We start from the raw sequence: 16,463 nt of genomic DNA, 5'->3' as shown, positions 1-16,463 counted from the left end.
TTTTTTGAAAAACTTACATTTTCTCGATAAGAACGAATTAATGATTGTGTGCCTTCTTTTTTACCATTCCACCGCGCGTATCATTGATTGAATTCATGACCACAAAGGCTTTTGGGTCAATTTTAGAGAGTTCAATATTCAATCTTCGTATCTCAAGTCGGGTAATTACCGTGTATACCACGTCGTATTCATTCCTGAAACCCTGTTTTCCATAACCACCACTTGCCTTATAAATCGTAAGTCCACGACCAAGTTTTTCAGTTATCATGGTCCTGATTTGCTCACTTTCGGGCGAAATTATCGTTACCCCGGTATATTCTTCAATACCGTCAACAACAAAATCCAATGTTTTAGATGCAGCTAGATAGGTAAGCATTGAATACAAGGCGGCTTCAATTGAAAGTAAATAGGCTGCAGCAAGAAAAATAACGATGTTAATGAGTATAATAACATCACCGATTTTGGCACCGATTTTTTTGCTGAGGAAAATGGCCAAAACCTCAGTACCATCCAAAACACCACCGCCCCTAATTGAAAGTCCTATTCCCGCACCGAGAAAGAATCCACCAAATACAGCTACTAATAATTTATCTTGGGTAACCTCTGGAAAATGTACCGTTGCAAGAACCAAGGCTAGACCTAAAATCGCTAATACCGCCTTGATGGTAAATTGCTTGCCAATTACCCGATATCCTAAAATCAAAAAGGGAATATTCACGATAATTATTAATACCGATAGTGGAATGGTTGTGACCTCGGTTATCAATAATGATATTCCTGTAGCACCTCCATCAATAAAGAGGTTTGGCAATAAAAAACTCTCAAGACCAAAGGCCGCTGAAAAAATACCTATGACCATAAAAAGAGTATCGCGAAGAATTGAATTGACAACAACGCGACCCCTTCTTGTTCGTAGCAGTCTTCTGTATTGCAGAATGCCGCGCTCACCCATTCTTAGATATTTTCTGGGTTAATTGCCAATGATTGGAACAATTTAGCCTTGGTACTCAAAAATTTGTTTTGAACTTCAATACGTTTCAATTGTGCATCAATAAGCTTACTCTCACGAGAATTTATAAGAAACAATGAACTCTCGCCAAAACTGAACTTTCGCTCCTCCGCACTTAGCAGGGTCTGATAGTCCCTAACGATATTTGCAATGAGCTCGTTCTGGGTGGTATAGGAATCCAGTTCGCGATAAAGGGCTGTGACTTTATTCTGAATTTCGACAAAGGCATTATCACGCTCGAATTGGGCATCTTGGAGCTTAAACTTGGCCAATTTAAGGTCACCTCGTTCCTTTCTTAAAAATAGGGGAAAGTAAAAACTCAACCCGCCTTTGTAGTCCTGACCATTAAGTGAATTCAATAGTTCAGGGGTAGCAGTCAGAAAATTATATTCCAAATCTATTTTGGGTAATAACTTGTTCGCCTTTAATCGTTTATCAACCACAAGACCCTCTACTTTAAAATCGAGTGAACGTAGTTTTGGATGGTCAGCCAATGAGAAACTATCGAGTGGTTTTCCCAATATTTCCAAAGTTTGGTCCACTACCGTTTCAACTTCAGCATCGGGCACTACATCTTCCTGAAGCTCAACGGGTACATTCTCAATCCACAAGAAATTGGAAAGTTCAAGGGACCGCTTCATTAAAGAAACTTTGGCCTGTTCCAAGCTCAATTGCCGATTCTCAACAGCGATTTTTGCCTCAACCGTATCGATTAAAGCGACATCTCCAGCCAAGGCACTGCTTTTTACCCCGCGAAAACGTGTTTCGGCATTCACCAAAAAATTTCGAAAAATCTGCGCTTCATTATACGCTTGGAGCCAATTAAAATATGCAATAGAAGCTTCAAAAAGAATCTGGTTCACCAATAGGTCTTGGTCAGCTTTTGTTTGTTCACGAAAAAGCTTGGCCTGCTTCAAGGTGGCCATACGCTCGTTTATCCAAAATCCTCTGGCAAGAGAGGCCGAGATACCAGCACTATACAAACCATCATTGGGAAATGTCTCATCCGTACTAATAAAATCACCTTCAGCTTGCTCAAGTCCCCCTTTTAATTCAATTCCAAAGTATGTTGGTATTTTAAAAGTGGCATTCAACCTATCCCAATACTCACTCCCTTTGAACTCTTTCCTTTCGTAATCAACTTCAATTTTTGGGTCAAAACCACCTCTAGCCTTCATCAGATTTGCCTGACCTATTGAAATGGTCAACTGGGCCTGTTTTGCGATGGGATGATATTTTTTGACATATGCCAAATACTCATCAAACCTCATGACCAAACTATCGTTTTGAGCCCATCCAAAAGTTGAAAACAGTAGTAAAAAGAAGTAAATAATCTTCTTCATCTTATTTCTTTTTGGCTGTTGCCATTTCATTTTCCGGTTGATAATAATTTGGGGGGAAGCCATTCAACTGCCTCCATAATTCAAACCATATTGGAACATCCTCCAATAAGGCAATTGTTGTTGCTCCTGAACCAACCCTTAAATCTTTTGGCCAAGGCTCATCATTAGGGTCTGGCGCTAACAAGATTCGATATTTGCCGTTGTCACTTATGAAAGTCTCAATGGCAACTACCTTGCCCCCGTATGTACCCACGGAAACGTTTGGCCAACCACTAAAAATAATTACGGGCCAACCGTCAAACTGTATCCGAACATCTTCACCTAAGTGTACAAGAGGTAAATCCAACGGCTCAACAAATGTTTCCACCGCCATGTCATAGTTTGCTGGCATTATTCCAACCAAACGATCTCCTTCTTTAAAAGTCTCACCAATACCTGCTTGAAGCGCCTTATTAATAAACCCATCTTGAGGAGCTCTTATATAATGTAATTGACTTCGGAGTTCATAATTAGTGTACTCATTTTCTAATTTGGTTACCTGAGCTTCTGAATCAAACTGGTTAGACTGTGCTGTCATCATCTCGCTACGAGCTTTCGAAATTTTATCGGTATACTCGGCTTGAATTCGCCCTATTTCAACCTCAGCGTTAATAACATCATTCTTGCTTGCCAAAAGTTTGTTTTCTTGAGAAATCAACTTCGCCTGGGTCTCTTGCAGTTTTAAGCGTTTTTCTTCGGTATCTGTTATGGCCTTTAAACCTTCTGCCTGTAATTGTACCACTCGATCGTATTGTCTTTCGGCAATGCTAATGTTGGTTTTGGCTGCCTCAAAATCTATACTATCACTTTGGACCTTCAAATTCGCTTGTATTAATTTGTTTTTGGCCTGCTTAAGCTTTAAACTTCTTTCTTGTGCCAAAGCACCTATTTGGGTATTCAAAGCTTTCACCTTTTCTTGATAAGAGGTCACCGACATTTCTTTGGCCTTCAGTTGTTTTCCAGTTCGCTCAACCAACATTGGGTCAAAATATTCATTCTTAATCTCAGAAATGAAAAGAATGGTATCTCCCTTTTTTACAAAATCACCTTCGCGAACGAACCATTTTTCAATTCTACCAGGAATCGGTGATTGAATCGTCTGCGGCCTTTGATCGGGTGTCAGTGTGGTTAAATACCCTTTACCTGTAATATTTTGGGTCCAAGGCAAAAACAATACAATTAGTCCAATAATGGAGAATGCCAATAAAAATCTATTGAAGTGCTTGTAATGTCTTTTGTGAAAAACCTTCTGGGCTGCTTTGTACTTAGACAAGTCAACCGTCTTATTCAATTTATTTGGCGAAATGTTAAGCATTTTTTCCCTTTTTTTCGTTTAATATCCTACCATTTTCCATGGTTATTATGCGTCCGCAATGGTTCAACCATTTGGTATTTTCACTGATGATAACCAAAGCCCAACCATTCGCAGGGTCGGTCAAAAACTCCATGATGTCCTCTGCTTCTTCTTTGGTAAATTGGTCTAATGGATCTTTTAGTATTAAAAGCTTCGGCTTATTGACTATACTTCTTGCTAAGACAATTTTCTTAGATATTACGAATGGAATTTGTTTTCCTTCAGGATATAAAATGGTGTGAATTCCTTTAGGTTGTTCTTTCATCCAATCTGTAAGTTTGGTCTTTTCTAATGCCCAGTAAACCTGTTCTTGACTAATATCCTTACTACCAAAAGTGATGTTGTTCAGCAAGGTTCCTTCAAAGGGTGATTCATCACTAAGCGATTGTCCCAAATGGGCTCGATAATAATTCAAGTGCAATCCTTTTAGGCTCACATCATTGACATAAATGCTTCCAGAATCAGGCTCTAAAATACCCGCAATTAGCCTTAATAAGGTTGATCGGCCCGAACCAGCTGACCCCTGTAAAAGAATTCTACATTCTGGAGAAATGGTCATTGAAACTTTATCGATGATCAATTTATCGCGCTCGGGTACGTTGTAGGAAACATCCTTTAATTCAACCGTGAAACCTGAATTCTCGTCAAAAGGTTTCTCTCCATCTTGTGGTTCCAATTCTTTATCAACGACTTGGCCCAATTTTTCGAGGGAAGTCAATATATCATAAAAAGTCTCCAGCCCCAGTATTAGTTTTTCAACCGAACTAATGACCAATAGAATGATTATTTCTGCCGCTACAAACTGACCAATGTTCATTTCTTGGTTCAATACCAGCAAACCACCAATGAGCAATAAACCAGCGGTTACCAAAACCTTGAACCCAATCATCTGGATAAACTGTAAAACCAAAATCCTAAAATGGCTTTCACGCGCATCTAGATAATTTGCTACCAGCGTGTCGTTCTTGTCCAAGGCATGTGAAGTTTTTCCGGAAAGTTTGAAACTTACGATTGACCGGGCTACTTCTTGTATCCAATGCGCCACCAAATATTTATTCTTAGACTCGGCTAGACTAGTATCCATGCCCCGTTGTGCGGTGAATCGGAATACAACGTAAATTAAAAGAAGTAGTAATATGCCGTATATGATAAAAAACGGATGGTAAAATGACAATAAAAGCAATCCAAAAATAATCTGTAACAATGCCGCCGGAAAATCGATTAAAATCTTCGATAATCCTTTTTGAACAGTGAGGGTATCAAAAAATCTATTGGCCAATTCAGGAGGGTAATAATTTCGTAATTGGCTCATTTTGATTTTAGGAAAGCGATATGCAAATTCAAAAGATGACCTTGTAAATATTTTCTGTTGAACGTTTTCAATGATGCGTATTTGCATTAACTGTAAAATTCCAACAAACAACACTCCTAGGGTTACTAAAACCACAAGAACGATCCAAGAAGTTGAGACTTGGGCACCTTGTATCAAGTTAATTATAGCCTGAATACCCAATGGCAAGGAAAGGTTAACCAATCCAGCAAAAATGGCATAGTAAAAAACTTGAAGAATATCTTTTTTATCTATGGATAATAGCCCTACAAAACGTTGCCAGGCAGTTAGTATGTTCTTAGTCATTGTTTAGTACTTTGAATACCATATCCGTGATGAATGCGCTAGAAGGATTTTTTCCATCACAATTGGTCAATTTGGGAAAATGGTCTTTTAAAAAGTTTTGATGCAGATTGCCTTCAAGTATAGTGCTTGCAAGACTTGAAGGATAAGGATAATTGGAGTCAACCGCTTGAATCATTTCAGTTAAACGGGTTACAAGTCGCTGATATATATTAAAATAACCTTGCCTGTTTTCTTCATCAACTTCCTTGGTTAAAAAAGACTTCGAAGATTCATTGATTACTATTCTGTTCAGGGCTACTTCATCAATATGTGAAAAAGATGAATCAGTTTCGACAGCTTTCGTTAAAACTGCAATTGCGGTCTTCAATTTTTCAATTGGGTCTTGCATACTATTTGTGGCAAAAACCAATTGGTACTCCCTCCACCCCCAATACCAAGAAGTTAAGTACACCAAAAGCTTGTGCTTGTTCTCAAAATAGCGATAAATAGAGCTTTCATTAGAACCGATTTTCGTCCCCAATTTTTTAAAGGTAAAGGACTCGAATCCCATTTCATCAATCATTACTATACCATGCTCGACGATTCGTTTGCCTAGTTCCGATGATTCTGGATCTTTGACGAAGATTTTTTCATTGATTCCGATTCTTACGCTTTGTAGAAGCCTTTCCATAGCTTTTAAAAATTAAAGCGACAAAATTAATAGTATTACTATTGTATCATAATAGATTAACTTATAATTAACGAATGAAGTGCTTTCATTTATAGCCCAATAGCCTTAGTTTTATATAAAAAAATTATATGATTAGAATTTTACTTGTTGTGACAATGATATTAGGAACAGGATTCCTTTTCGGGCAGACACAAAATCATCAAATTGAATTTCAACATTTTACAGAAAGTAGAGGCGATTCAGAAACAGACCTAATCTTGGAATTGCCATATTCCGAATTGGTCACCAGTCATAGACCTTTGAGCAGTAATTCCGGGCTTGGAAAAACCTTCAATTTTAATGGAAGTATTGTGGTAGTGGATTATATCGATGTATTGCAAGATGTCAGTATGCAAGTAGTTTTACGCAGGGAAGATGGTAAAGACTTTTACGGTTATCGCCCAACTCTAAAAGCAATCTTGAAGCCTACACGTTAGTTAAGATAAAATCAATACTATATTCAAAAGCCTTACGAGAAATTAGGAACAGTAAATACCAGCAATGGTACAAGGTTTAAAGAGAAGTCTATTTAATTTGAAAAGTTGAATACCATTCGAAATTTTCTGTAATTATATTTCTCTTTTCAATCTCTAAATATTCAAGTAATTCATTTGCAACGGGAGACAGCTTCTTGCTTTTAAGCCAAACCAAATTCCAGGTAGTCGTAATGGGTAATTTTTTCTGTGGAAATATTTTTAGGTCCCCATTCTGCAACTCATTTCTTAGTCCTATCAAAGGCATAATCGAACACCCAAGGCCCGCAATAACTGCTTGTTTAACAGCTTCATTAGATGTCAATTCAATCCTCTTTTGCACATTTAAATCGTATTCTTTGATGTAATTTTCCATTGCCGCACGGGTTGCGGACCCCTTTTCCCTAAAAATTAAGGGAACAGCATCTGATTTGGCTCTACCACCTAATTTAATTTTTTCGAAATACCGTTGATTTGCAACTAATTGCAAAATATTGGGCATTAATTCTATGCGCTCCAACTTTAAATGATCAGGTAATACCGAGACCAATGCAAAATCTACAAGGTTTTGTTCAAGGTTTTCAACTACGACTGTCTTGTTGGTTACGTCCATTCGTAAATCGACCCCAGGATTATTCTTCATAAAACCGGATAAGAAATAAGGCATAACATACTTCCCAGTAGATACAACAGCAACCCTGAGTCGGCCTGCAAGCTGGCCTCCAATCGCCCTTGTTTTATAGTTAATGGTATCTGCTGCATTCAAGACATCCTCAGCCGCCTGCGCAATTTCCTTGCCGAAATCAGAAATGTAAAGCCGACGGCCAACTACCTCAAAGAGTGGAATTGGAAATTGATTTTGAAAATTTTTCAATTGAATCGAAACGGCCGGTTGGGTCAAATGCAATTCTTCAGAGGCCTTTGTAATACTCTGGTAATGAGCAACACGCTCAAATATCTGTAATTGATGCAAAGTATAATTCATAAATTTTCGTTATGTTTTTGATAATAAATATAAATAATAATTTAATATTATTTTGTTTCACCTTTGCATCACAATTTTAACGTCATGGGTTACAAAACAACGATAAGACAAGAAAATAAAATTCAGGAAAAAGATGTGGTTAGGACTAAGTTAAGCCCTATCGCCATAACGCTTTTGGCCTTGGTCTTTGCTGGTATGCTAGCACTATCATCACTAAACGATTACCTATTTTTTGGTTGGTTGGCCATGGGATCATGCATCGTATTTGCATTAGTGGGAATTCATGTATTAGGAAAACAACAAATAAAAAGAAATTAGAATGGCTCTAACAGAAACTGCGGTCAGAACGACCCAAAAGATTCAATTGGTAGATGGTACATTTTCACCCTCAGAAACCTCAGATGTAATATTGGCATTGCTTCAAGAGAAAATAAATTTTCACAAACTTCAACGCCTCTCATGGTGTGAAGGTAGCGCTGATGCTGACACGAATTACCCTGACGGTAGAATAGCCGAACTTGAAAATGAGAAAGAGGTTATCAAAGACTTCGTTGCTCAGGTTCGACACGAGGGAAAGCGACTTCGAATTAACGGAGTGCTTGAGATTACCCTCGAAGATGAGTAGTATTAATGGATCTACACCTACTAATTGACAATCTTACAAATCCAGCACTGCTATTTTTCTTTCTCGGAATTATAGCAGTGCAATTGAAAAGCGATTTGGAGATTCCACCGAACTCCTCAAAATTTATTTCACTTTACTTACTCTTCTCTATCGGTTTTAAGGGCGGCTTGGAATTATCACATAGCCCATTGAACCTTGAAATTCTTTGGTCATTACTTTTCGGAATTTTCTTGGCTGTAGCCGTACCTATTTATTCATATTTTATTCTTAGACGAAAATTTTCAGTTGAGAATTCAGGGGCCATTGCAGCATCTTACGGTTCGGTAAGTGCGGTAACTTTCGTAACGGCCGTTTCGTTTTTAGAAATTGAACAAATCGAGTTTGGAGGGCATATGGTTGCTGTAATGGCACTTATGGAAGCTCCGTCTATTATTGTTGGCGTATTGTTAATGGCCATTTTTTCTAAGAGCAAACCAAAGAATGGAGAACTGAAAAAAGTGGTTCACCATTCCTTCACCAATGGTAGTGTACTTTTGATTTTAGGAAGTCTTGTAATCGGGTTTTTGGCGAGTGACCATCAAGCTGAGGGAATAAAACCATTTACTACCGATATCTTCAAGGGGTTTCTAGCAGTCTTTCTGTTAGATATGGGCATATCAAGTGGCAAAAAGCTAAACGATTTCTTGAAAAAAGGCTGGTTTGCACTGCTCTTTGCATTGATTGTTCCGGTTATCAATGGCATTCTAGTGGCTTGGGCTAGTCAATTGATTACCGATAATATTGGCAATCGGTTTTTGTTTGCCATTCTAGCTGCGAGTGCTTCCTATATTGCGGTTCCCGCAGCAATGCGCCTGGCCGCTCCAAAGGCCAATCCAAGTTTGTATTTGCCCATGGCACTGGCGATTACCTTTCCATTTAATATTACCTTGGGCATGCCCCTTTATATGTATATTGTGCAGAACTTTTAGCACTTTTATGCATGAAAAAAAGATGTGGGTGGGGTCAAGGTGACGAACTGTACGAGGCTTACCATGATAATGAATGGGGTGTTCCCGTTTATGATGATGAAACCTTCTTTGAGTTCTTAATTTTAGAAACTTTTCAAGCTGGCCTCAGTTGGATTACCATCCTTCGAAAGCGTGAAAACTTCCGACGTGCTTTTGATAATTTTGATTACCAGAAAATTGCAAATTACGATCAACCTAAAATTGACGAACTTCTTCAGGATACAGGCATCATAAGAAACAAACTAAAAGTCAATTCTGCAGTTTCAAATGCAAAAGCTTTTATAACGGTACAAAATGAATTTGAGAGCTTTAGCAAATACCTCTGGAAATTTGTTGATGGAAAACCCATCAAAAACAAATTTGAAAACTATAAGAATGCACCTGCCACGACCGAACTTTCAGATAAAATCAGCAAAGATTTAAAGAAAAGAGGGTTCAAATTTGTTGGAAGCACTGTTATTTATGCCTTCATGCAAGCCACAGGAATAGTAAACGATCACGAAATTAGCTGTTTCAGATATGATGAAGTATAGCAACTTGTTAGGATACAATTCCAAGTCTTATTGATACCGAACCTCATATATGTTCCCTAATTAAAAGAATATATTTTATGAAAAAAACCTGGTGGAAAGAAAGCGTTGTATATCAAATATACCCTCGTTCATTCAACGATACTACCGGCAGTGGTATGGGCGATATTCAAGGAATCATAGAAAAACTTGACTATATAAAGTCGTTGGGTGCAGATGCTATTTGGCTCTGCCCAGTATATGAAAGCCCAAATGATGACAATGGATATGACATCAGTGACTATCGGAAAATTTCAGAAGATTTTGGTGGACAAAAAGCTTTTGATACGCTATTGGATAAGATGCATCAAAAAGGACTCAAGCTGGTCATGGATCTTGTCGCCAATCATACCTCCGACGAACATTATTGGTTTAATGAATCAAGAAAATCAAAAGAGAATCCTTATCGGGATTACTACATCTGGAAGGATGGAAAAAATGGTGGCCCACCGACCAATTGGGAATCTTTCTTCAATGGCAGTACTTGGGAATATGATCAGTTAACAGATCAATATTACCTGCATTATTTCACAAAGAAGCAACCTGACCTTAATTGGGAGAATCCAAAAGTTCGTAAGGAAATTTTTGAAGTCATTGAATATTGGTTTGAAAAAGGTGTTGATGGTTTTCGAATGGATGTAATTTCATTGATTTCAAAACCGGACTCTTTCCAAGACACGCAATACGTCAAGTTTCAAGATACGATTATCAATATCTATGCTAATGGGCCAAAAATCCACCAATACCTGCACGAGATGAATCAAGCGGTGTTGTCAAAATACGATATCATGACCGTTGGTGAAGGACCTGGAATTGATTTAAAAAATGGGCCCTTATATGTTGATGAGAAGCGAAAAGAACTAGACATGGTCTTTCATTTTGACCATCTTTTTATCGATTGTGGCGAAGGCGGTAAATATGACCCTCAACCTTATGATCTGCCAAAATTCAAAAAGGTTTTTACTGACTGGGACAATGCTCTTAAGAATGGAGGTTGGGGCAGTATTTTTCTAGGTAATCATGATTTTTCAAGAATGGTATCCCGTTTTGGAAACGTTGATGAATATCATCTAGAGTCTTCGAAGTTATTGGCAACCCTTTTGTTGACCTTACGTGGCACTGTTTACATTTATCAAGGGGATGAGATTGGTATGACCAATGTAGGCTATCCAAGTATTGCTGATTATAATGATGTGGAGACATTAAACGCTTGGAACGAGGCAAAAAAGAAGGGAAAGGATATGGAAGAATTTTTCAAAATAGTCCATTCTCAAAGTCGGGACAATGCCAGAACACCAATGCAATGGAATAATTCTGAAAATGCTGGATTTACCAATGGCACACCATGGTTGCAGCTAAATCCAAATTATATTGACATCAATGTTTCCCAGCAAGAAAATGATTCCAATTCCATTTTGAATTACTATAGAGAGATGGTACAATTCAGAAAAGAAAATGACGTGCTTGTCTATGGTGATTATGAATGCTTGAACGAGGATGACAACGAGCTGTTCGTCTACCGAAGATGGGACAAGGATGTGGAATTTCTAATTCTTCATAATTTCAGTGAAAACGATCTGCGGTTTCAAAAAAATATGAATGCAGAAGAATACGAGTTTTGTAAGACCAATGTTCAGGAACATTTGGATGATTCATATTTATTAGCACCATGGCAGACCAAAGTTCTTCGAAAAAAAACCAAATGAATAACTGTGGCAATGGGTTCTAGAATTTTATTTTTTTTATTGTTTGCCTGCTTCTGTTTAAATGGTTTCGCGCAAAAAAAACAAGAGCGGGAGTTTCGAATAAACAAGGAAGACTTCCCTAAAGAAGCCTTGAACTCCCTATCCTCCTACCTACAAGGCACCAAAAAGATACGTTATTATCAAGAGCAGGATGGAGAGAAAAAATCGTTTGAAATAAAATTTAAAAAAGATCGGCTGTTCTACAGCATAGAGTTTGACCTCAACGGAGTTCTGGAAGATGTCGAATTCGTTATAAAGCCAGAAGACGTACCGGACGCCAGCTGGAAAACTATCCAAGAGTATTTTTCAAAAAACTTTGAAAAATCCCGAGTAAAAAAGATTCAACAACAATATCAGACCAATGAAAGCAACCAAGTAAAAGTCTTAAAAGATGCTTTTCAGAACTTATTATTGCCTTACATTAACTATGAAATTATCATCACTGCAAAAGATAAAGAAGGTTATAGTACATATGAGGTAACCTTTGATTCTGATGGACACCACGTACTTACCAGAAAATCCGTAAGATCAAAATATGACCATGTATTGTTCCAATAAAGGGTTTTGGGTCTCCATGCTTTTTACACTATACTTTTTTTCAATCAAAGCACAGGACAACTTCATAGGCCTATGGCAACAAACAGCGGCAGTCAACTATAAGGTTAGCCCTTTTTATTTACATAATTTTGCCTTGAACAGCCGAAATTATTTGTACCGAGATAATAATCTAGAATTATCTGCACGTCATCTTGATTTTATACATTTTTCAAACCTAAGGGTTAGTGAGGGTCAAAGTATAGCAGTAGGCTTGCAATACCGCCATCGAGAACCATTTGACGGCGGTTCCAATGAACTTCGGTTCACCCAACAATACAATATTAACACCCGCCCAAATGTTGTGCGATATGGCCATCGGGTGCGAGCACAACAACGAATAAGATCTTCTAGAACCGTGCATAGATTCCGATATCGGTTCAGTACGGATTTTCCGTTAAAAGGTGAAAAATTAGATGTGGGCGAACCTTATCTGGTTACTAATGTTGAAAAACTTTTGAGTGTAGCCAGACAAAAAAAACCACAGTATGACATAAGGTTTACGGTTAATCTGGGCTGGAAACTAAATGACCGGTACAAATTTCAATTTGGAGTGGAACATCGGTTAGAAGACCTTGCCCAATATGAGCGTCATGAACTCTTTCTTATGAGTAGACTAAATCTCTCGCTTTAATATTTTCAAAAAATCATCTCTGAACATTTCTTCGGCACCCAGACTTTCAAGATGTTCTGTATAAATCTGACAGTCGATTAATTCATAATTCTCCTTCTCTAGGTTTTCAGCCAAATGAATAAATGCAAATTTAGAAGCGTTCGAAACCAAACTGAACATGCTCTCACCGCAGAAAACATGGCCCAAATCAATGCCATAAAGACCGCCAACCAATTTAGTGCCTTCCCAGACTTCGTAAGACTTGGCAAATCCCATTTCATGCAAGGCTAAATAAGCTTTGTGCATATTTTTTGTAATCCAAGTACCATCTTGCCCCTTACGTTCCACACGCGAACAGTTTTCAATGACCTCTTTAAAGCAAGTGTTAACCGTTAGTCTGAATCGCTGATTTCGAAGTACTTTGGACATTGACTTCGAAATTTTTATCCTTTCTGGAAAAAGGACCATTCTAGGATTAGGACTCCACCAAAGAATCAGGTCATCGTCATTAAACCATGGAAAGATTCCACTGCGATATGCCAGCAGCAGTCGTTCAGGCGATAAATCTCCCCCCACGGCCAGCAGGCCTTCGCTATTGGCATGTGATACAGGTGGAAACTCAAGCCTATCGTTCAATAAGAACAATGGTTGGTTTTTACCAATATTTTCCAAGCTATCTTTTTTCTTAAAGATAGTGATCCTGCTAAAAGAACAAAACGGGTAATTATCGCTAAATAAATAGTAATCCTAGCAAAAATATAAGTCCGCCCACTACCATAAAAAGTATGGTGTAGGGTAAAATTTCATTCGCTTTTAATTTGGTAATGCCTAATAATGGCAACGCCCAAAACGGTTGTAACATATTGGTAATTTGGTCACCATAGGCCAATGCCATTATTGCCTTTGGCAATGGAACACCTAATTTTAAAGCTGATTCAATAACCAAAGGTCCTTGAACAGCCCATTGACCTCCCCCACTGGGCACAAATATGTTTACCAATGCTGCACTAAAGAATGTTAGGATCGGTAGGGTAACCTCATTGCTTATAGACACAAAAAAATCTGAGATTTGGGCTATCATACCACTACCACTCATTATTCCCATGATTCCAAAATACAATGGAAATTGAATCAAGATTCCGCTTACATCTCCTATAGCCTCTTCTACGGCATTTAAAAAGCTTTTAAAACTACCATGGAGTAATAGGGCAATGCCCAACATAAAAAAGTTCAGCAAATTAGGGGTTAAGTTCAATCGCTTTAACGCAGGGAGATATTGAACTAAAAATACCAAAAGGACTATCCCTGCAAAGAGATATGAAAGAATTTTTGAGTGATCCAATTTTTCTGCACCTAAAACCTTGTTCTTATCCACCGAAATGAATTGATATTGTTTTAGTGAGTACTTTGTAAAGCTGGTTGATTTACCCAACCAATAGGCCAAAATTGCGCTACTCAGGAGCACTATCACAAACAATGCTAAATTCCAAGAGCTAAACACTGTCAGTGAAGTAGAAATTAAGTCTGGAAGATTTGACAAGGTCTGGTTTTCCGCACTTAATTGCATGAGTGATCTTAAATGACCTGCTTCCGAAACTTTGATTGGTGCAGAACCACTAATGCCACCATGCCAAACCATCAGACCGCTATACCCACAGGCTCCTATTAGCGGATAATTCAATTTAATGTTATTCTGTTGGGCATACTCCCCGACTTTTCGAGCAAGAATAGCTCCAAAAATCAATCCTAATCCCCAATTAAAAAAAGCAACGACCATTGTCGGAACTAGAACTAACACTGCCGCGGTTTGCGTATTCTTAGCATATCTTGTCAACCGCAAAATAAGTCGCTCCATTGGTCGGCTAAGTACAAGCACATGCCCTAGGACCAGAATAAGCATCATCTGATAGGCAAAAACGAGCAGCCCGCTATTCCAAATGCCGCTTTCCCAATAGGAGAAAATCTTAAATAGGTGGTTTGTCCCATTTTGCTCCCTTCCTAATAAAAGGGCAAGAAGAATGGTCAAAAAAGTCAATAAAACGGCTATTGTAAAAGGAGAAGGCAAGAACCTTCTAAATAACTTTTCAATTAGCCCTGTAGCACCCAAAATTAGAAAGGAAGGTCGTCGTGGTCTTCTTCTTGTAGATCGTCAGCTGGTTCAAAAGCCTCCATTGGAGGCACAGGTGGCATATTCGAATTGTCTTGTTGTGCATTTTCAAGATTTTCAATACGCCAACCCTGAATGGAGTTAAAGTACTTCACTTCTCCCTGCGGATTTGTCCATTCACGACCCCTAAGATTTATGCTAACCTTAACCATCTGTCCTACCTGATAGCTGTTTAAGAGATCTGTTTTATCTTGAACAAACTCAACCATAATATGCTGTGGGTATTGTTCTTCTGTTGTTATTACAATTTCCCGCTTACGAAAACCGTTGTTACCGTACGTTTTCGTTTCATCTATCATTTTAATTCTACCCTGTATTTCCATCATTCAAAAATTAGCGAAACCAAATGTAAATAAATTGACCTGTAATCCGGTAGACTTCAACATTTGGTTTTCAACAGGTTTTTTTACAAATGGAGTATCTTTAATAATCAATAAATCCATCCATGGACTTTAAGCCCAAAAGGAAGACGACCAACATACTTCTGCTTATTTCTGCCTTTGTTATCGTCAGTCTTATTTTATGGAACACCAATGTTTTCTTCGAAAAATTCAAGGACGAGGAACGCAAAAAAATTGAAATATGGGCCAGTGCCCAAACCGAATTATTACAATCCTCAGTAGAGGACGAATTGGGTAATCTTCCGTTAATAGTAATGGCCAACAATACCTCCACACCTATGATATTGGTCAATAAGGATGGTGCAATCAAGCCTCATAATATTGACGAAAAACTGGCCAATGACTCTATACAATTACAACGTCTAATAAAAAAATTCGCAAAAGAAAATGAGCCGATTGAAAGTGTTGAGGAAGGAGAAGTTCTTCAAACAATTTATTACGGCAATTCAGAAGTCATCAACAAATTGAAGTTTTACCCAATTGCCTTGTTACTTATATTCTTACTCTTTGGCACTGTTATCTATTTCGTTTTTAAGTCTTATAGGGCCTCAGAACAGAATAAGGTTTGGGCAGGCATGGCCAAAGAAACTGCCCATCAAATTGGTACTCCTCTAACATCGTTATTAGGGTGGAATGAGTTACTTAAATCTGAACATATAAAAGAAGAGATTACTATAGAAATTGATAAGGATATCGATCGCCTAAAAACCATCACAGAACGTTTTTCCAAAATTGGGTCCGTTCCTGAATTGCATGTATATGATGTTGTGCTCGAAACAAAAAAAGCCTTTGATTACCTAAAAAGGCGCAGTTCAAAACTTATTCATTTCTCTATGAATAGCGGTAATGAAGAAATTCCAGTCATGCTAAATCCACCCTTATACAATTGGAGCATTGAGAACTTGGTGAAAAACGGTATCGATGCGATGAAGGGTAAGGGAAATATTAGTGTTGACATTGAACAAAAAGGTAACATGGTCAACGTCCTAATATCCGATACTGGTCATGGACTGCCAAAAAGTGAATTCAAGAATATTTTCAATCCAGGATATACGACCAAAAAAAGGGGATGGGGCCTCGGACTTTCATTGGTCAAAAGAATCATAGAGGAATACCATAGTGGGAAAATTCGTGTACTTTCGTCAAGTAAAGATGGTACAATCATGCAGATATCTTTGAAAATTTTCAAATAAA

The 16,463-nt window shown here is 38.0% G+C and carries 18 protein-coding genes; 9 read left to right on the top strand and 9 right to left on the bottom strand.

Going from position 1 to position 16,463, the window contains the following annotated elements; all coding sequences use genetic code 11:
• Positions 1-37 precede the first annotated feature (37 nt).
• Genes HCU67_RS06360 through HCU67_RS06340 form a run of 5 tightly spaced genes read right to left on the bottom strand, consistent with a single transcriptional unit; the run spans position 38 to position 6,051 of the window.
• On the bottom strand, positions 38-952 hold the full coding sequence (locus HCU67_RS06360) for a YitT family protein (protein WP_168551728.1): 915 nt from the start codon (positions 950-952) through the stop codon (positions 38-40).
• Between the two features lie 2 nt (positions 953-954).
• A complete protein-coding gene (locus HCU67_RS06355; RefSeq protein ID WP_168551727.1) occupies positions 955-2,352 on the bottom strand; it encodes a TolC family protein in 1,398 nt (465 codons plus the stop codon).
• A gap of 1 nt (position 2,353) precedes the next feature.
• Entirely contained in the window at positions 2,354-3,706 is a 1,353-nt protein-coding gene (locus HCU67_RS06350; protein ID WP_168551726.1) for an HlyD family secretion protein, read from the bottom strand.
• On the bottom strand, positions 3,699-5,381 hold the full coding sequence (locus tag HCU67_RS06345) for a peptidase domain-containing ABC transporter (RefSeq protein ID WP_168551725.1): 1,683 nt from the start codon (positions 5,379-5,381) through the stop codon (positions 3,699-3,701). The genes HCU67_RS06350 and HCU67_RS06345 overlap by 8 nt, the downstream gene beginning before the upstream one ends.
• The gene (locus tag HCU67_RS06340; protein ID WP_168551724.1) at positions 5,374-6,051 is read right to left on the bottom strand and encodes a TetR/AcrR family transcriptional regulator; all 678 of its coding nucleotides are present in this window, start codon (positions 6,049-6,051) and stop codon (positions 5,374-5,376) included. The genes HCU67_RS06345 and HCU67_RS06340 overlap by 8 nt, the downstream gene beginning before the upstream one ends.
• Before the next feature lie 128 nt (positions 6,052-6,179).
• Between HCU67_RS06340 and HCU67_RS06335 the strand changes: the two genes are divergently transcribed.
• Complete coding sequence (locus HCU67_RS06335; protein ID WP_168551723.1) at positions 6,180-6,527, top strand: hypothetical protein; 348 nt, start codon at positions 6,180-6,182, stop codon at positions 6,525-6,527.
• Between the two features lie 88 nt (positions 6,528-6,615).
• On the opposite strand, the gene HCU67_RS06330 is transcribed toward HCU67_RS06335, so the two are convergent.
• Positions 6,616-7,548, bottom strand: coding sequence for a LysR family transcriptional regulator (locus HCU67_RS06330; RefSeq protein WP_168551722.1), 933 nt, complete (start codon positions 7,546-7,548; stop codon positions 6,616-6,618).
• An 84-nt stretch (positions 7,549-7,632) separates the two neighbouring features.
• On the opposite strand from HCU67_RS06330, the gene HCU67_RS06325 reads away from it, so the two are divergent.
• From HCU67_RS06325 to HCU67_RS06295, 7 genes are all read left to right on the top strand, one after another.
• Entirely contained in the window at positions 7,633-7,866 is a 234-nt protein-coding gene (locus HCU67_RS06325) for a hypothetical protein (protein WP_168551721.1), read from the top strand.
• Between the two features lies 1 nt (position 7,867).
• Positions 7,868-8,173 (top strand): hypothetical protein, encoded by a 306-nt coding sequence (locus HCU67_RS06320; protein WP_168551720.1) that lies wholly within the window; start codon positions 7,868-7,870, stop codon positions 8,171-8,173.
• Between the two features lie 5 nt (positions 8,174-8,178).
• Positions 8,179-9,141, top strand: coding sequence for a sodium-dependent bicarbonate transport family permease (locus tag HCU67_RS06315; RefSeq protein ID WP_168551719.1), 963 nt, complete (start codon positions 8,179-8,181; stop codon positions 9,139-9,141).
• Positions 9,142-9,152: 11 nt separating this feature from the next.
• Complete coding sequence (locus tag HCU67_RS06310; protein WP_168551718.1) at positions 9,153-9,713, top strand: DNA-3-methyladenine glycosylase I; 561 nt, start codon at positions 9,153-9,155, stop codon at positions 9,711-9,713.
• A gap of 77 nt (positions 9,714-9,790) precedes the next feature.
• Positions 9,791-11,455 carry an alpha-glucosidase gene (locus tag HCU67_RS06305; RefSeq protein WP_168551717.1) on the top strand — a complete coding sequence of 555 codons (1,665 nt, stop codon included), beginning with the start codon at positions 9,791-9,793 and terminating at the stop codon, positions 11,453-11,455.
• 12 nt (positions 11,456-11,467) lie between these two features.
• Positions 11,468-12,052, top strand: coding sequence for a hypothetical protein (locus tag HCU67_RS06300; protein WP_168551716.1), 585 nt, complete (start codon positions 11,468-11,470; stop codon positions 12,050-12,052).
• A gap of 16 nt (positions 12,053-12,068) precedes the next feature.
• Positions 12,069-12,722: a DUF2490 domain-containing protein gene (locus HCU67_RS06295; protein ID WP_210423638.1), complete on the top strand. Its 654-nt coding sequence runs from the start codon at positions 12,069-12,071 to the stop codon at positions 12,720-12,722.
• On the opposite strand, the gene aat is transcribed toward HCU67_RS06295, so the two are convergent.
• From aat to HCU67_RS06280, 3 genes are all read right to left on the bottom strand, one after another.
• Positions 12,705-13,346, bottom strand: coding sequence for a leucyl/phenylalanyl-tRNA--protein transferase (gene aat, locus HCU67_RS06290; RefSeq protein ID WP_168552074.1), 642 nt, complete (start codon positions 13,344-13,346; stop codon positions 12,705-12,707). The two genes, HCU67_RS06295 and aat, sit on opposite strands and share 18 nt — an antisense overlap.
• 85 nt (positions 13,347-13,431) lie before the next feature.
• Complete coding sequence (locus HCU67_RS06285; RefSeq protein WP_168551714.1) at positions 13,432-14,808, bottom strand: short-chain fatty acid transporter; 1,377 nt, start codon at positions 14,806-14,808, stop codon at positions 13,432-13,434.
• Positions 14,809-14,810: 2 nt separating this feature from the next.
• The gene (locus HCU67_RS06280; protein WP_168552073.1) at positions 14,811-15,191 is read right to left on the bottom strand and encodes a DUF3127 domain-containing protein; all 381 of its coding nucleotides are present in this window, start codon (positions 15,189-15,191) and stop codon (positions 14,811-14,813) included.
• Positions 15,192-15,313: 122 nt separating this feature from the next.
• Between HCU67_RS06280 and HCU67_RS06275 the strand changes: the two genes are divergently transcribed.
• Positions 15,314-16,462: a sensor histidine kinase gene (locus tag HCU67_RS06275; RefSeq protein ID WP_168551713.1), complete on the top strand. Its 1,149-nt coding sequence runs from the start codon at positions 15,314-15,316 to the stop codon at positions 16,460-16,462.
• Position 16,463 lies beyond the last annotated feature (1 nt).

Source organism: Croceivirga thetidis (assembly GCF_012272815.1).
Taxonomy (GTDB): domain Bacteria; phylum Bacteroidota; class Bacteroidia; order Flavobacteriales; family Flavobacteriaceae; genus Croceivirga; species Croceivirga thetidis.
Note: the sequence above shows the minus strand (reverse complement) of the source record. Positions and strands in the feature narration are given on the sequence as shown.

Excerpts from the sequence above, each read along its gene's own strand:
- HCU67_RS06325 (WP_168551721.1), top strand. The coding sequence starts at position 7,633 with ATGGGTTACAAAACAACGATAAGACAAGAAAATAAAATTCAGGAAAAA.
- HCU67_RS06310 (WP_168551718.1), top strand. The coding sequence starts at position 9,153 with ATGAAAAAAAGATGTGGGTGGGGTCAAGGTGACGAACTGTACGAGGCT.
- HCU67_RS06355 (WP_168551727.1), bottom strand. The coding sequence starts at position 2,352 with ATGAAGAAGATTATTTACTTCTTTTTACTACTGTTTTCAACTTTTGGA.
- HCU67_RS06315 (WP_168551719.1), top strand. The coding sequence starts at position 8,179 with ATGGATCTACACCTACTAATTGACAATCTTACAAATCCAGCACTGCTA.
- HCU67_RS06305 (WP_168551717.1), top strand. The coding sequence starts at position 9,791 with ATGAAAAAAACCTGGTGGAAAGAAAGCGTTGTATATCAAATATACCCT.
- HCU67_RS06300 (WP_168551716.1), top strand. The coding sequence starts at position 11,468 with ATGGGTTCTAGAATTTTATTTTTTTTATTGTTTGCCTGCTTCTGTTTA.
- HCU67_RS06340 (WP_168551724.1), bottom strand. The coding sequence starts at position 6,051 with ATGGAAAGGCTTCTACAAAGCGTAAGAATCGGAATCAATGAAAAAATC.
- HCU67_RS06345 (WP_168551725.1), bottom strand. The coding sequence starts at position 5,381 with ATGACTAAGAACATACTAACTGCCTGGCAACGTTTTGTAGGGCTATTA.
- HCU67_RS06280 (WP_168552073.1), bottom strand. The coding sequence starts at position 15,191 with ATGGAAATACAGGGTAGAATTAAAATGATAGATGAAACGAAAACGTAC.
- HCU67_RS06295 (WP_210423638.1), top strand. The coding sequence starts at position 12,069 with ATGCTTTTTACACTATACTTTTTTTCAATCAAAGCACAGGACAACTTC.
- HCU67_RS06350 (WP_168551726.1), bottom strand. The coding sequence starts at position 3,706 with ATGCTTAACATTTCGCCAAATAAATTGAATAAGACGGTTGACTTGTCT.
- HCU67_RS06330 (WP_168551722.1), bottom strand. The coding sequence starts at position 7,548 with ATGAATTATACTTTGCATCAATTACAGATATTTGAGCGTGTTGCTCAT.
- HCU67_RS06275 (WP_168551713.1), top strand. The coding sequence starts at position 15,314 with ATGGACTTTAAGCCCAAAAGGAAGACGACCAACATACTTCTGCTTATT.
- HCU67_RS06320 (WP_168551720.1), top strand. The coding sequence starts at position 7,868 with ATGGCTCTAACAGAAACTGCGGTCAGAACGACCCAAAAGATTCAATTG.
- HCU67_RS06360 (WP_168551728.1), bottom strand. The coding sequence starts at position 952 with ATGGGTGAGCGCGGCATTCTGCAATACAGAAGACTGCTACGAACAAGA.
- HCU67_RS06335 (WP_168551723.1), top strand. The coding sequence starts at position 6,180 with ATGATTAGAATTTTACTTGTTGTGACAATGATATTAGGAACAGGATTC.